Raw genomic sequence first — 13,138 nt, 5'->3', positions numbered from 1 at the left:
AGTATGACCGACGAGACCGTTTCCGAAGCCCAGACCACCGTCGAAGAACAATTGGTGGACAACGTCATCGAGTCGTTCGGTGATTGCACCGATCCACGCCTGAATCAGGTGATGACGTCGTTGGTGCGGCACCTGCACGGATTCATTCGGGACGTGCGGTTGAGCGAGGCGGAGTGGAACGCCGCTATTGCATTCCTGACCGAGGTCGGGCACATCACCGACGATCGTCGCCAGGAGTTCATCCTGCTCTCCGACGTGCTCGGCGCGTCGATGCAGACCATCAACGTCAACAATCCAGCCCACGAGGGTGCGACCGAGGCGACGGTGTTCGGCCCCTTCTTCGTCGACGATGCACCGCGTATCGAGAACGGCGGTGATGCGTCGGGAGGTGCTGCAGGACAACCGTGCTGGGTAGAAGGCACGGTACGGGACACCGACGGTAGCCCGATTCCCGGTGCTCGACTCGAGGTGTGGGAGGCGGACGAGGACGGGTTCTACGACGTTCAGTACGACGACGCACGCGTCGGCGGTCGAGCGCATCTCTACAGCGACGACGACGGGCGCTATCGATTCTGGGCGTTGACACCGACTCCGTATCCGATTCCGCACGACGGGCCGGTTGGACGGATGCTCGCTGCGACCGGTCGATCGCCTATGCGGGCATCTCACCTGCACTTCATGGTGACGGCAGCGGGGATGCGAACGTTGGTGACGCATATCTTCGTCAGCGGTGATGAATTGTTGAACAGCGACACGGTGTTCGGTGTCAAAGATTCGTTGATCAAGGACTTCGTGGAGCAGTCGGCGGGTACCCCGACCCCGGACGGTCGAGATGTGGGGGACAAGACCTGGGCGCGAGCAGGTTTCGACATCGTGCTCGTACCTGCCGGCGACTCCTGAGGGGTCAGGGCTCGGCCGGACGGCTGTCGGTGATGGAATCGATGAACGGCGTGAGCAGCAGGGCCAGATCATCGGCTGCCGCGCCGATGTCGTCCGGCGGTTCAGGGATGTAGCTCAGCGCCAATCGGACGATCGCCTTGCTGACCACGTCGGCCTGACGTGGGCTCGCGCCGACCCACCCACGCTGAAACGTCTCCGCCAGCCGCTCTCCCGCCCGGTCGATGAGCACCTCGCTGTCCGTGGTGATCAGGCGCAACAGATCCTCCGGTGCGTCGCCGCTGTGCAGCGACCGCACCAGGGGGTCCAGACCGCTCAGCTCGAAGAACGACGAAAAGCCCTGGCGCAGAGCGGCCGACGCGTCGTTCTCGTGTTGATACAGCGCCGTTTCGCACATCGCGACGAACAGGTCCGTCAATCTGATGGCGTAACCCTGTGCGACGCCACGCCGAGAACCGAATTCGTTGTACAGGCTCTGTCTGCTCAGGCCGGCAGCCTTGGCGATGTGGCTCATCGTCACGTTGCGCCAGTTGCGCTCGTGCAACAACTCGCGCAGCGCATCGAGCGCAGTGTCGCGCGCAAGAGTGGACGCTGCTTCACGGTATCGACCGGGGGTCGACGTCTGTTCGGCTGCGGGCATGAGCACGACTCTATCGAACGACCGCATGCGGCTGATCCAGCCAATCTTCCCCGAGGAGATTTCGGTCGATGGGGTCTGCGCGCGCAATGAGGGAGCGGATCTGCCGGATGTCCTTGGGGTATCCCACCCCGATAGCTCCGACGAGCGCATCGCCGCGCAGTGCACAGGCGGTGAATTTGCGGTCCTGGATCGAGCCGCGAACCACGACGTACTCGTCGTCCGCCCTGGTCCACCCCGCGAATTGCAGGTTGACGCCGTGCTGAGTGGACCAGCCCCACGGAACGTCGAGATCGCCGACGTCGAGACCGAGGATGGACCGAGCGGCGCGGGTCGCTTGATCGACGGCGCCGTTCCAGTGCTCGCTTCGATAGGTACCGCCGAGGATCGAGTTGGGAACTTCGGCGACGTCACCCGCGGCGTAGATACCGGCCGCCGATGTCCGCATCCCGGCGTCCACCAGGATTCCCGACGCGGTCTCGAGGCCCATGTCCGCCCCGAGCTCGACGTTGGCGACCGATCCGACCGACACCAGCACGGTGCCGGCAGACCACGAGCGTCCGTCCTGAGCAGTGGCCAGGAGCGTGCCGTCGGGCATCTTCTCCAGGCCGGTCACGCAGACGTCGGTGTGCATCTCGATACCGTTGTCGGCGTGCAGGTCTCGATACATCTGCGAGATCGAAGCCGGTGCGATCCGGTTCAGCGGAGCTGATGCTGCCTCCAGCACCGTGACCTCGGCACCGAGTGATCGGGCTGCCGCTGCCGCCTCGCACCCGATCAGTCCACCACCGATCACCAGCAACGATCCTGTTCGGAGGATGTCTGCGTGCAGCGGGGCGACGTCGGCAGCGCTGCGAAGGGTGAACACGTGAGCCGAGCCGGGCAGGTCGAGTTGCCGCGCCCGAGAACCCGTTGCCAGCAACACGGTGTCGTAGGGGACCGAGTCGCCATCGTCGAGTTGCACGGCCGAATCGGTGACCGCGGTCGCCGTGACACCCGTGCGAACGTCGACACCGTCGATCGCTGGACCCAGCCGAACCTGATCGACCGCCTTGGTGCCCAGCAGCAACTCCTTGGAGACCGCGGGACGACGATAGGTGGCCTCCTGTTCGCTACCGATCAGCGTGATGGACCCGGTGAAGCCCTCGGCGCGTAGCACTTTGGCGGCGGTGTATCCGGTGGCACCGGTGCCGACGATCACGACGTTGCCGGGTTGCCGAGCGTTCACCCGCGTTCGACCTCGACCATCTCGAAATCGGCCTTGGCTGCACCACAATCGGGGCACGACCAGTCGTCGGGAATATCGTCCCAGCGCGTGCCCGGTTCGATGCCGTCCTCGGGCCAGCCCAGTTCCTCGTCGTACTCGAACCCACACTGAACGCAGCGGTACAGCTTCATGCTTTACTCCTGAAGTCGATTTTTTCGCGGACACCGCAGTCGGGGCACGGCCAGTCGTCCGGTACGTCGGACCATGCAGTCCCGGCCGGAAAGCCCTCTCGCGGTGCGCCGTTGGACTCGTCGTATACGAACTCGCACACCGGGCACTCGTAGGCGGCCATCACTTAGCTCCGTAGGTGGCGAGGATCTTCTCCCGCTTGGACGGCTGAATGTTGACGCGAGTGATGTCGCCGTCGTAGTGATCGAGAACGCGGTGGTCCATCACCTTGCGCCACACGGGCGGGAAGTAGGCCAGCGAGATCATGCTCGCGTACCCGCTCGGCAGGTTGGGCGCTCCGTCCATGCTGCGCAGAGTCTGGTAGCGCCGCGTGGGGTTGGCATGGTGATCACTGTGTCGCTGAAGGTGATACAGGAAGATGTTGGTCACGATGTGATCGGAGTTCCAGCTGTGTTCGGGGGTGCATCGCTCGTAACGGCCGTTGTCCTTCTTCTGACGCTGCAAACCGTAGTGCTCGAGGTAGTTGACCGTCTCGAGCAGAGAGAAGCCATAGATGGCCTGAATGACCAAGAACGGCAGCACGATCGGGCCGAACACGGCGACGAGGACCGCGTAGAGGACGACGGACATCAGCCATGCGTTGAGCACATCGTTGTGAATGCTCCACGTGCTCTTGCCCAGACGCTCCATTCGAGTCTTCTCGAGCTCCCAGGACGACTTCAGACTGCCCCATACGCTGCGTGGCAAGAACGCCCAGAAGCTCTCTCCGAACTTGGAGCTCGCCGGATCCTCGGGAGTGGCGACGCGAACATGGTGGCCGCGATTGTGTTCGATGTAGAAGTGGCCGTAGAACGTCTGTGCCAGAGTGATTTTCGACAGCCAACGCTCGAGCTCGTCCTTCTTGTGCCCGAGTTCGTGAGCGGTGTTGATGCCGACGCCGCCCATGACGCCGATGCTGATGGCCAGGCCGATCTTCGAGACCAGCCCCAAGCCGCCGTCGATGCCGAGCCAGGAGAGGTTGTCGGTGGACCAGAGGTAGCAGGCGAACACCAGGCTCGCGAGCTGGAACGGAATGTAGGCGTACGTGCAGTAGCGGTAGTACTTGTCTTCCTCGAGCGCCTTCATCACCTCGTCGGGCGGGTTGTCACCGTCGGGGCCGAAGAACCGGTCGAGGATCGGGAGCAAGCCGTAGACGAGCAGCGCGCCGATCCACCACCACACCGGGGCGACTGCATTCCAGCCGAGCTGGTTGAAGGCCCACACCAGACCGGTTGCCAGGAACACCGCCGTGGGTGGAATCAGGCCCATGAGCCAAAGATGTCGCTTGCGGTCGTGCCACTCGTCGACCGGCACCTGTGCCTGATCGTCGATGTTCGATGCGGTCATCGTCACTCCTCGTGTAAGTCCGATCACTGTGGATTGGACAATACACTGAATTTGTCAGCACGATGTACAAATCTAGAAATTTGTACACGCATCACCGCGGAGGTGGGCGTCATCACAGCGTCGCTTTCCGGGCAGATTCAGCTGCTACCTTGCGTCTCGTTGCGGCCGGTAATGGTCGGCCGCGACATTCGTAGGTCCGTCTGTATCCCGTCGGGGGTACTTCACAACAGGAGTAGCTATGGACGCATTCATCGCCAAGATCATCGTCGACGTCATCCTCGGGCTCATCGGCAGCGGAAGCGCCGAGAGCGGAACAACCGCGGTGAGCGCTTTCCTCGGTTCCTGACGCCAGGGGCTGCGCCGGTGCTGTACCGGCGCAGCCTGCCCCGAAGTCGCGCCGCAGGGAGCTCCGGCTGCCGGTTCGGCCGCTATCGATCCCGGCCCCGACATAGGTGGGGCCTCCTGAATGCGCGCCATTGCCGGCGGTAGAGAATCTGCTACGTGCAGAGAAGTCGACTGTGGATCGCCGGGGCACTCGGACTGGCGCTTACCGCCGTGCTCGTCGCAGGACCACTGAAGAAGCCGGCGCTGGCGGTCCGCAACGCGCATTGCTTCGGGTGGAGCGTCAACGACACCGGCCCGCGATTGGTGACGCTGGGAGATTCCATGGCGCAAGGGAATTCCCGCGTCGGGTGGGGAATTCACGGCAACACGGCATGGTATTCGTACCTCGTATGCGGCGACGCGTCCCCCGCTGCAGGTGGTGGAAATTTCGGAATCAACGGCGCGACGACGACGCAGATACTCGCGCGAACCGACGATGCGCTGGCCGCGAACCCTGACATCCTCGTCGTCAACGGCGGCACCAACGACCTGGCCAGATCGGTGCCGCTGCCCCAGATCGTCGACAATTTGCGCGCCATCCTCGAGCGAGCGCGCGAAGTGGACACTGTCGTGATCGCGACGGTGCCGTCGGCGCGCACAGTCAGCGCCGACGCGCTGAACGCAGATATTCGAGCGCTCGCTGCCGAGCACGGCGTACCCGTCGCGGAGTTCGCACCACTGCTCGATCGGCCCGGTGCCACGTTCGACGGCGTGCACCCGACGGCGAGCACTGCCGCCCAGATGGCGGCCGAGGTCGCCGCACTAGCAGGAATCGCGAGTATCTGAGCTCGGACCGGACGGCACTCGCCCCTAACTGCGGACCTAAGGGTTCAGGATCGTCCGTCGGACGCGGGATCCCGCCGAATGGCGTCGATGGTGACGAGGTACGCGTTCAGAGGCGACCCTCGTGGATTGCGAGGATGGCCAGAGCGACCACGGCAATCGTGAGGATTATCAAGAGCGCCAATTGAATTGGATGTGTCGAGCCTGGCGGTCGAACCCCGTTCGGACCCCTCTTCTGGAGCATGTCACAGACTGTAGGCCACCTCTTCGGATTGTGCACAGGCTAGGTGGTACAAACTGAGCGACTCGCACATGTGTTCGATAAAGCGTATTGTTGTTCTCGGCGGAGCTGGGAGGGAAGCCCGGCTTCGCCGCCCAATCTGTGCACAGCTCCCGCGAAGTGGACGGTGATCCGATGGACGACGTAATGCGCAAAGTCAAGGAGCTCGAGGCCTTGGTGGTGGAGCTGGAGGCGCTGGATCGCCGGCGCGTCGGACTCGGGGACCGTCTGGTGGATCTCGAGCACTTCTTCCGCAGAGCCGGATGCCCCGAACTGTCCCAGCAAGCGCTCGACGCGTTTGTGGTCACATACGCCGGCCGGGTGCTCGAGTTGGCCGACGGCATGCGGGGCTAGTCCCTGCCTCGGTAAGTTCACGACTTCGCGGACCAGGTGGTTTCGTCTGTGGTTGACTTGTCGATCCAGGTCGAGACCCGAGGAAAGCCGCACTTCAAAGTGAACAGTCTTCGCCAGTGGTGGTCGCTTCCGGTCGACTACGGGTGGAACGTCGCATACGCACGGTCGCAACGCGGACTGTCCATCACCAGGGTTCTCATCGGAGTCTTCTGCTGGCTGTACGGCACCGCCGCGGCGATCGCGCTGACCATTCCGGGGCTCGGCGACAGCACGCTCGGTCGCTGGATCCTATGGTTCACCGTGATCACGACGTTTCCGGTGGGTGCGGCCTGGTTGATCGGTGGCTGGCCGAGCTGGCAGATGTCGATCGCCTTCGTCTTGTACGCCGATATCGTGCTCGCCGCGGTGCTGCTCACCACCGAAGAACCGTCCATGGTGTTGCCCCTGGCTGCTTTGTTCACCGTCATGGGCAGCTACATCGTGGGATTTCGCGGACCGAAACTGTTCACCGCACATCATGTGTTCGCGCTGTTCACTACGGCCGCGCTCTACGTCTCGGCCTTGATGGACGGCCCGGAGCAGCGTCTGCAGACCACTCTTTACCTGATCATGCTGATCCTGGTGATGTTCTCGGCCCCGCTGATCTGCCACTCGTTCCTCATGCTGCTGCGCCGCGACGCCACCGGCGCGTTCTACGACCCCCTCACCGGAATGCAGAACCGGCGGGGATTCGACGCGGCGATCGGCAACCTGGAGTTTCGATCCGGTTCGGACGTATCGGTGGCCGCCGTGGTGATCGACGTCGACAATTTCAAAGCGGTCAACGATCGGTACGGCCACGAGCACGGCGACGTGGCGATCCGAACGACCGCGAGCCGCATTCTGGAGGTGTTCCCCGCGCCGGCGGTCACGGTTCGGCTCGGCGGCGAAGAGTTCGCGGTCGTCTGCGTGGACAGCCTCGACTCGGTTATCGAACAATCCGAGCGCTTGCGAATCCGACTATCCGACAAAACCGATCGAGCACCGTTGACCGCGTCGTTGGGTATCGCCCACGTGGTTGTCGAGGTCGGAGACATCGAGTTCGGCATCAGCGAATTGTTGGGCCGCGCCGACGAAGCGATGTACCAGGCGAAACGACTCGGTGGTGATCGCGTGGCGGTCCACGGGAACGACTCGTCGTCGCACCGAGCCGTCGACGAACTCAACTGACAGCGTCGATCGGTTCCGCACTCGGAACCGATCGACGCCGTGAGTCGGTATTGGGTCGCTCTAGCGAGCAACCTCGGCTGCGATCGCAGACTGCGTTCCGACGTCGAAGACCGGGTTGGTCAGGTGCACGTCGAGGGTATTGCCGGGGCCGGCGATGATGGCGTTGAGCACCGAGGTGAACGCGCCACAGTTCTGGAACTGCGGAATCGTGTAGGTGCCCTTGACGTGTGAGTCGGTCTGGTTGTTCTGGATCAGATCGATTGCGTCGAGCGAACCGGTGAGGTTGGCCGTGGTTTCCGCGGTGACGCAATTGGCACCTGCGGGAATCAGGTCGAGTGAGGCGGACCCTGCCGATCCGGTGTCGATGCCCAGCGGCTTCACCGAATCGATGCGAATCTTGAAGCTCTGCTTCACATCGAGATCCAATGTGGGTGCCTCAGCGGGTCCGCCTTGGACGAGGGTGCCCGAGACCGGGGTCGCGTCGATGATCGAAATGGTGAACTTGGCGAGCGTGGCTGGGCCGAGTTTCAGGTTCGCCGATGCCTGGGGGAGGGCAAGCGAACCGGTGACGGTTCCGCCGACCAGGTCGACGTCGGTCACCAGGTCGGTGGTCGGGAAGATGACCGGCTGACCGGTTTTGGCGATGATCGTCGTCGTGTCTGCCTGAAAGGTGATGGGAAGCGTGTCGGCAGCGTTGGCCGGCGCAGCCACCATCGTTGCCAGTGCGACGGATGATGCCAGCGCCGCCATGGTGACGACAGACTTGTTGCGGATCTTCACGTGGGTTCCTTATCGCTGATGGGTTGTTTTTCGGACGAGTTCGAGCGTCAGGACAGGGTGAACGCCGGATTCGGCTGGACCGACAGGCTGTTGACGGTGCAGTTACCGGACATCGGCTGGTTGGTCGACGTCAGAGTGTTGGTCATGTTGTCGAACGAACCGGCCAGCGTGGCCGGGCCGCAGTTGTACCCGATCAGCGAAAAGCCCACGTTGGACACTTCGCCGGCGGTGGCGCTGGTGGGGGTGAGGGTCCACGGCAAGTTCTTCAACTGCGGCAGGTTGCACAGACGATTGGAACCGCTGATCTTGGCGTCGGTGATGGATGCCGAGGAGCCGTCGGCGCTGGTGGTACCGATGAGATCGATGGAGCAACTCACCGGTACTCCGAACGAGGCCGGGGTGCTCACGACGATTGTTCCGGGCGCTGAGAAGGCGGTGCCGGCAGGCGAGATGGTTGCGGCACCGGCGCTGGCAGCCCCGACCGTCGCACCGGTGATGGCAACGGCGGCGAGTACGGCGGCGAGTGTACGAGAGCGGGTCGGCGGGGTGAGCGTCATCGATCGATCCTCCAAGTCCAGTTAACGACTCCGGAGCCCTCCGAGGGCAGCCGGTGGCACCGGAACTCCGGTGGCCAGGAGGGACGTTAGGACGGCGAAGCGTATGTCGGAATTGTTTCATTTGAATCTTGTGACAAATAACAATACGGGCGGTATGTTTGTTGTATGCCATGGTAACGAAACTGGGCTCGAATCTCGAAAGTCCACTCCATCACGGGTTTTCGTCCCGGTTTGTCGTCGACGACGCGGTCGAGAGGGCACGTCCGCCGAGTGCGTTGCCCGTTATCGGATCGTTATGTGAAGTTACCCAAACGAGATAGTTGCGACGTCCTCCGTGACACCTCCGTCGACCAGTCTCGTGAGGGCGAGCAGAAGCTGCTGGAAACGATGTTTGAAATGTCGATCTACCCCCGTCGGACAGGGGGTGATTTTCCGTGTCAAACTGTGGTGTGACGTTCGCGCTGGCCGAAGCAGGATCCGCAGTCGACACGGACACGGGAGAGTTGACGGTGCAGCCGTATTTCGCCCCGGTCTGTCGGCTGGACAATGGCGCTCTCGCAGCGATCGAGGTGCAGCTGCGTGGGCCGGAGGGCGGTCCCCTCGCCTCGGCCGACGCGCTCAAGCGCGCGGCGAGGGCCATGGATGCCAAACGTGAACTCGACGCCCTGGCCTGGAGAGTCGCTCGACGCGAGCAGTCGGTGCGACTGCCGATGCTCGTGTCGATGGATGTCGGCTCGCTCGCCGCTATCGACTCCGCCACCGAAGAGCAACTCCGCCGAGACATCGTGGTCGTCACGGAAGCAGCTCTCGTGGACAGCCCGGCTCGTACTCTCGCGTCGATCGACAAGGCCCGGCGCGACGGCAAAGTGGTCGCCGTCGACGACGTCGGCCGCCGACCACAATCGATGACGCTGCTCCCGCTCATCGAACCGGACGTGATCATCCTCGCGGAAACCATGGTGTCCACACGCCCCGACGTGTCGACCGCGCGCACTGCCCACGCAGTCTCCGCTCAGGTCGAACGAACGGGCGCGGTGGTTGTCGCCAGCGGAGTCGATACAGCGCTGCATCGCAGCCGCGCACTGGGACTCGGCGCGACGTACGGGGTGGGCGAGCTCTACCCGGCCGCGCAATCGACCGAGGAGCTGCCGGCCGATGCCGCCGAGGTGATGCCTCCATTCCCCACGTGGAGCACGCCGGCATCAGCGCTGGAGTCGCCGTACGCCATCGCGGCCGCAGGCAAGATCGCCACGCGAAGCACCAAACGCCTACTTGTTGCGATGAGCACGTCTCTCGAGATGCAGGCTGCATCGGCGGGACCGGAAACGTTGATACTCGGCACTTTTCAGAGGGCCGAGCACTTCACTCCCACCACCCGCGCACGCTGGGTGTCGATGGCCGAGCAGATCTCCTATGCCGGCGTGTACGGCGTAGGTATGGGGTACGTGCAAGAAGGCGGCATCGTGCATGCACCTATCGATCCGGCGGACTCACTCGTCGAGGAGTGGAACGTGGTGGTGCTCGGGCCGCACTTCTGCGGAGTGCTCGCTGCAATCGACCTGCACCGCGGCGAGGCCGACGCAGACCGTGAATTCGACTACGTCATGTCGTACGACCGAGCGACCGTAGTCCGTTGTGCGCGTGCGATTCTCGCGCGTTTCTGACATACCCCCGATGGTGTCGCCGGAAGGGATGTTTCGGGCGGCCATGGCAGGGCATACCGCACAGCAGGTAATGAAGTAGTCCGGACTGCAGCATTGCTCAGGCCCCGTGCGTTGAAAAAACAGCGTACGGGGTCGCCTGAACAATCAGCTTTCGGTCGAGGCCTCGTCCACCAATTCCTGCGCGATATCGCGGAGTTTGCGATTGGTGCCCTGCGATCGGTCCACGAGCAGAGAAAATGCCGCGTCGGCGTCGATGCGATGCGTTGCCATCAACATTCCCTTGGCCTGTTCTATCGGTGCTCGCTGCGACAGTGCCCTCTGGACATCATCCGACAGCCCGAGGTGGGTAACGTGCGCTGCGATCATGCAAGCATTGTTGCGCGCTTGGCTGCGACGCAGGTCAAGCCCGAGAAGACACACCGGTTTCGCGTCGAACAGAGCTGCGGCCGTTACTGAGTTCGTAGCTTTTCGTGACCGCTGCGTTATCGAACGACTGCCTTGATCAGGCGGCGGGATTCGACAGAGGGCGCCCGATCAGGAACTCGAGAGTGCGGTACGCATCGGTCCGGCGACCGTTGCTCGCATTGTCGTGGTACGCGGCACCGGCAACGACAACGCCGACCGGAATGCGACCCGACTCGATATCTCGCGCCGTCTGCTCGGCACAGTTGCGCAACACCGGGCAATCGGCGCACAAGCGCCATGCCTTCTCTGCGCGCTTGCGTCCGTGCCGGGGAAGTTGTTGCGAGTCGTAGGCATCCATGTCTTCGATGCACGCACCCTTGAGGCGCCAGACCTGGTCATCTGTCATCGTCATGATCCGTTTCGCGTCGTGCCGATCGTTCCACGTCCTTTGTTCCCCGTCTCGATCAAGTCGAAACAACCAAATGCCTTGCGGCGCCGCAGGCCCGCGGGCCAGGTGGGACGACGAGCGGCAAACCGAGATGCAACAGGCTGCCGCCGCGATGGTCACCAGGGCTCCGAGCGCAATGGCCGGGGCCTGACCGGGAGCCAGAAGCCGGCCAGCATCACCGATGCATGGGTATGGATCGCGAGGGCCGCGAAGCCGAACAACAGCACGATGTCGAGGCGCAATTCGAGCGCGACACACAGAGCGAGTGTCTCGAAGGTCATGTGGTCGCGCCGACGTCAGGCAGAAATCAGCGTCGGGCGTCGACTCGACGGCACTACCGCGAGGGGTGGTTTCGTGCCTGCATGAAGTCTTTCCAGTCACTGTCCCAGTGCCGCATGCGAACCCGGTCACCGGCCACCGTGGTGAAGTAGACCAGGAATCCGACGAAGACCGCACCGAGAACCCACACGAATATGGCTGTGGAGGCACCGTTGATGACTGCACCAACCGCACTGACTGGCGCAGGCACGAGGTTTCCGTTCGCGTCGCACCAGACGGGAATGGTCTCACCGATCTGCACGTCCGAGGGAACCTCGGTCGACGCCGAGTGAATGGACCCGTTCGGTGCAGTCCAGTCCACTGTCGCGGTGCCGGTGGGAAGCGTGGTGCTGTCGCTTCCGGTACCCGTGGACTGCGCGGTATTGATCACTCGGGCATCGACCTGAACGTATTCTGCACGTTCCTGTTGCGACTGTGATGCCGCGTCGCTGTAGGTCACCGAACCGATCGTCGCTGCGATGGGTATCAGCAACAGCAGGACCACCACCCCGACGATGACGAGCGTTCGTTCGATCCTGTCGGGCAGTCGCATCAGCGGATTGGTGGACCAAGGACCTTGGCGCCACCAGCGGTGCGCGAGTTGTGCGTGCATGCCGTCACCTACCCCTCACCGCCGTGTGTTCAGCGTCGATTACGAGTCTCCGACGCCGTGCACCGGAAAGTAAGGGCACAAGGTCCCGATACGTCGCCGGCTACCCGCCGTTCCGGCTCGACATGGGGCCGGACGACGGCGAGATTCAGCTCAGAAAAGCCGCGTCGATGACGACGTACCCGGCCACGGCGAACACCAGGTAGGCGAACAGGCGTTGCAGTCGTGCGGTATCGACCCGAGTTCCGAAGTGCGCGGCAAGAAGGGAGCCGACGATTGCGGTGCCGGCGAACGCGAGGGTGATCGACCAGTCGATGGTCGTGCCGCTCAGATGTGAGAACAGACCGGCGACGGAGTTGGCGACGATGATGACCAACGAGGTGCCGACCGCGACCGACATCTCTATGCCGAGCATCAGCACCAACACTGGAATGATGAGGAAGCCGCCTCCGACGCCGAACAGCCCGGTCATGAATCCGACGGCAAGGCCGGCCGGAATCGACCGCGGAGCGCAGTGTCTCCAGTTGATGCCCGATGCCGATGTCTTGCAGGCTGTTCCGATATCTCCTCGCTCGGCGAGCATCCGGGCTCCGGCGGCAACCATGACGGCGGCGAAGCCGAGCAGCAAGATCCTCTCTGGAAGCAACCGGCCGAGTGCGCTGCCGGCGAAGGTCGCTGGAATGCCGGTCGCAGCGAACACTGTCGCCAGTCGCCATTCGACGCGGCGGGCTCGCAGCTTCGGTATCACTCCCACCGCCGAGGCCGTACCGACGACGATAAGCGAGACGGGGATCGCTTCCTCCACGCCGAGGCCCAGGGCGAACACCAACACCGGGACCGCAAGAATGGATCCGCCTCCACCGAGTAGGCCGAGGAGAATCCCGATCACTGCGCCGAACCCGAGCGCGAGCCCCAAAGTCATCGTTCTCTCCAATCGATGGTGTGATCCTATACCCCCAGGGGTACTTGACATACCCTAGGGGGTATTGCACACTGTGTCTACCGCCCCGTGAAACGCGCTCGGCGACAG

17 protein-coding genes are annotated in these 13,138 nt (G+C 63.3%); 5 read left to right on the top strand and 12 right to left on the bottom strand.

All coding sequences use genetic code 11. The features are described 5' to 3' along the window. Positions 1-3 precede the first annotated feature (3 nt). Entirely contained in the window at positions 4-900 is an 897-nt protein-coding gene (locus AC5WEY_RS01055) for a dioxygenase family protein (protein WP_495644320.1), read from the top strand. A gap of 4 nt (positions 901-904) precedes the next feature. On the opposite strand, the gene AC5WEY_RS01050 is transcribed toward AC5WEY_RS01055, so the two are convergent. From AC5WEY_RS01050 to AC5WEY_RS01030, 5 genes are read right to left on the bottom strand one after another with little or no spacing between them, the layout of a single operon-like run. Further along, positions 905-1,537, bottom strand: coding sequence for a TetR/AcrR family transcriptional regulator (locus tag AC5WEY_RS01050; RefSeq protein WP_495644319.1), 633 nt, complete (start codon positions 1,535-1,537; stop codon positions 905-907). Between the two features lie 10 nt (positions 1,538-1,547). Then, positions 1,548-2,762, bottom strand: coding sequence for an NAD(P)/FAD-dependent oxidoreductase (locus AC5WEY_RS01045; RefSeq protein WP_495644318.1), 1,215 nt, complete (start codon positions 2,760-2,762; stop codon positions 1,548-1,550). Then, complete coding sequence (locus AC5WEY_RS01040) at positions 2,759-2,932, bottom strand: rubredoxin (RefSeq protein ID WP_027495558.1); 174 nt, start codon at positions 2,930-2,932, stop codon at positions 2,759-2,761. Before AC5WEY_RS01040 ends, AC5WEY_RS01045 begins: the two co-directional genes overlap by 4 nt. Next, the gene (locus tag AC5WEY_RS01035; protein ID WP_057478976.1) at positions 2,929-3,093 is read right to left on the bottom strand and encodes a rubredoxin; all 165 of its coding nucleotides are present in this window, start codon (positions 3,091-3,093) and stop codon (positions 2,929-2,931) included. Before AC5WEY_RS01035 ends, AC5WEY_RS01040 begins: the two co-directional genes overlap by 4 nt. Beyond that, on the bottom strand, positions 3,093-4,316 hold the full coding sequence (locus AC5WEY_RS01030) for an alkane 1-monooxygenase (protein ID WP_495644317.1): 1,224 nt from the start codon (positions 4,314-4,316) through the stop codon (positions 3,093-3,095). Before AC5WEY_RS01030 ends, AC5WEY_RS01035 begins: the two co-directional genes overlap by 1 nt. Positions 4,317-4,817: 501 nt before the next feature. On the opposite strand from AC5WEY_RS01030, the gene AC5WEY_RS01025 reads away from it, so the two are divergent. From AC5WEY_RS01025 to AC5WEY_RS01015, 3 genes are all read left to right on the top strand, one after another. Further along, a complete protein-coding gene (locus AC5WEY_RS01025) occupies positions 4,818-5,486 on the top strand; it encodes an SGNH/GDSL hydrolase family protein (protein ID WP_495644316.1) in 669 nt (222 codons plus the stop codon). Positions 5,487-5,898: 412 nt separating this feature from the next. Beyond that, the gene (locus AC5WEY_RS01020) at positions 5,899-6,117 is read left to right on the top strand and encodes a hypothetical protein (protein WP_156399647.1); all 219 of its coding nucleotides are present in this window, start codon (positions 5,899-5,901) and stop codon (positions 6,115-6,117) included. 48 nt (positions 6,118-6,165) lie between these two features. Next, entirely contained in the window at positions 6,166-7,326 is a 1,161-nt protein-coding gene (locus AC5WEY_RS01015) for a GGDEF domain-containing protein (RefSeq protein WP_495644315.1), read from the top strand. A 60-nt stretch (positions 7,327-7,386) separates the two neighbouring features. On the opposite strand, the gene AC5WEY_RS01010 is transcribed toward AC5WEY_RS01015, so the two are convergent. Further along, positions 7,387-8,106 (bottom strand): hypothetical protein, encoded by a 720-nt coding sequence (locus tag AC5WEY_RS01010; RefSeq protein ID WP_495644314.1) that lies wholly within the window; start codon positions 8,104-8,106, stop codon positions 7,387-7,389. A gap of 47 nt (positions 8,107-8,153) precedes the next feature. Beyond that, positions 8,154-8,663, bottom strand: a complete 510-nt coding sequence (gene praA, locus AC5WEY_RS01005; RefSeq protein ID WP_495644313.1) for an alkane oxidation protein activator PraA — start codon at positions 8,661-8,663, stop codon at positions 8,154-8,156. Positions 8,664-9,097: 434 nt separating this feature from the next. Between praA and AC5WEY_RS01000 the strand changes: the two genes are divergently transcribed. Then, positions 9,098-10,327 carry an EAL domain-containing protein gene (locus AC5WEY_RS01000; RefSeq protein ID WP_235581771.1) on the top strand — a complete coding sequence of 410 codons (1,230 nt, stop codon included), beginning with the start codon at positions 9,098-9,100 and terminating at the stop codon, positions 10,325-10,327. A gap of 144 nt (positions 10,328-10,471) precedes the next feature. Here AC5WEY_RS01000 and AC5WEY_RS00995 read toward each other — a convergent pair whose 3' ends face one another. The 5 genes from AC5WEY_RS00995 to AC5WEY_RS00975 all read right to left on the bottom strand — a co-directional run bounded on the left by AC5WEY_RS00995 (position 10,472) and on the right by AC5WEY_RS00975 (position 13,030). After that, a complete protein-coding gene (locus tag AC5WEY_RS00995; protein ID WP_082521122.1) occupies positions 10,472-10,693 on the bottom strand; it encodes an ANTAR domain-containing protein in 222 nt (73 codons plus the stop codon). 136 nt (positions 10,694-10,829) lie between these two features. Then, on the bottom strand, positions 10,830-11,138 hold the full coding sequence (locus tag AC5WEY_RS00990; protein WP_037193923.1) for a WhiB family transcriptional regulator: 309 nt from the start codon (positions 11,136-11,138) through the stop codon (positions 10,830-10,832). A 158-nt stretch (positions 11,139-11,296) separates the two neighbouring features. After that, positions 11,297-11,461 (bottom strand): hypothetical protein, encoded by a 165-nt coding sequence (locus tag AC5WEY_RS00985; protein ID WP_495644312.1) that lies wholly within the window; start codon positions 11,459-11,461, stop codon positions 11,297-11,299. Positions 11,462-11,514: 53 nt separating this feature from the next. Beyond that, positions 11,515-12,111: an Rv1733c family protein gene (locus AC5WEY_RS00980; RefSeq protein WP_495644311.1), complete on the bottom strand. Its 597-nt coding sequence runs from the start codon at positions 12,109-12,111 to the stop codon at positions 11,515-11,517. Positions 12,112-12,256: 145 nt separating this feature from the next. Then, positions 12,257-13,030, bottom strand: a complete 774-nt coding sequence (locus AC5WEY_RS00975) for a sulfite exporter TauE/SafE family protein (RefSeq protein ID WP_495644310.1) — start codon at positions 13,028-13,030, stop codon at positions 12,257-12,259. Between the last annotated feature and the right edge of the window lie 108 nt (positions 13,031-13,138).

Source organism: Rhodococcoides sp. S146-33, from assembly GCF_059489205.1.
The sequence above is the reverse complement of the archived record's forward strand: the minus strand, read 5'-3'. Positions and strand labels throughout refer to the sequence as shown.

Bases quoted from the DNA above. Each gene is read 5' to 3' on its own strand.
- AC5WEY_RS01055 (WP_495644320.1), top strand. From the start codon at position 4: ATGACCGACGAGACCGTTTCCGAAGCCCAGACCACCGTCGAAGAACAA.
- AC5WEY_RS01050 (WP_495644319.1), bottom strand. From the start codon at position 1,537: ATGCCCGCAGCCGAACAGACGTCGACCCCCGGTCGATACCGTGAAGCA.
- AC5WEY_RS01040 (WP_027495558.1), bottom strand. From the start codon at position 2,932: ATGAAGCTGTACCGCTGCGTTCAGTGTGGGTTCGAGTACGACGAGGAA.
- AC5WEY_RS01035 (WP_057478976.1), bottom strand. From the start codon at position 3,093: ATGGCCGCCTACGAGTGCCCGGTGTGCGAGTTCGTATACGACGAGTCC.
- AC5WEY_RS01030 (WP_495644317.1), bottom strand. From the start codon at position 4,316: ATGACCGCATCGAACATCGACGATCAGGCACAGGTGCCGGTCGACGAG.
- AC5WEY_RS01020 (WP_156399647.1), top strand. From the start codon at position 5,899: ATGGACGACGTAATGCGCAAAGTCAAGGAGCTCGAGGCCTTGGTGGTG.
- praA (WP_495644313.1), bottom strand. From the start codon at position 8,663: ATGACGCTCACCCCGCCGACCCGCTCTCGTACACTCGCCGCCGTACTC.
- AC5WEY_RS00995 (WP_082521122.1), bottom strand. From the start codon at position 10,693: ATGATCGCAGCGCACGTTACCCACCTCGGGCTGTCGGATGATGTCCAG.
- AC5WEY_RS00990 (WP_037193923.1), bottom strand. From the start codon at position 11,138: ATGACAGATGACCAGGTCTGGCGCCTCAAGGGTGCGTGCATCGAAGAC.
- AC5WEY_RS00985 (WP_495644312.1), bottom strand. From the start codon at position 11,461: ATGACCTTCGAGACACTCGCTCTGTGTGTCGCGCTCGAATTGCGCCTC.
- AC5WEY_RS00980 (WP_495644311.1), bottom strand. From the start codon at position 12,111: ATGCACGCACAACTCGCGCACCGCTGGTGGCGCCAAGGTCCTTGGTCC.
- AC5WEY_RS00975 (WP_495644310.1), bottom strand. From the start codon at position 13,030: ATGACTTTGGGGCTCGCGCTCGGGTTCGGCGCAGTGATCGGGATTCTC.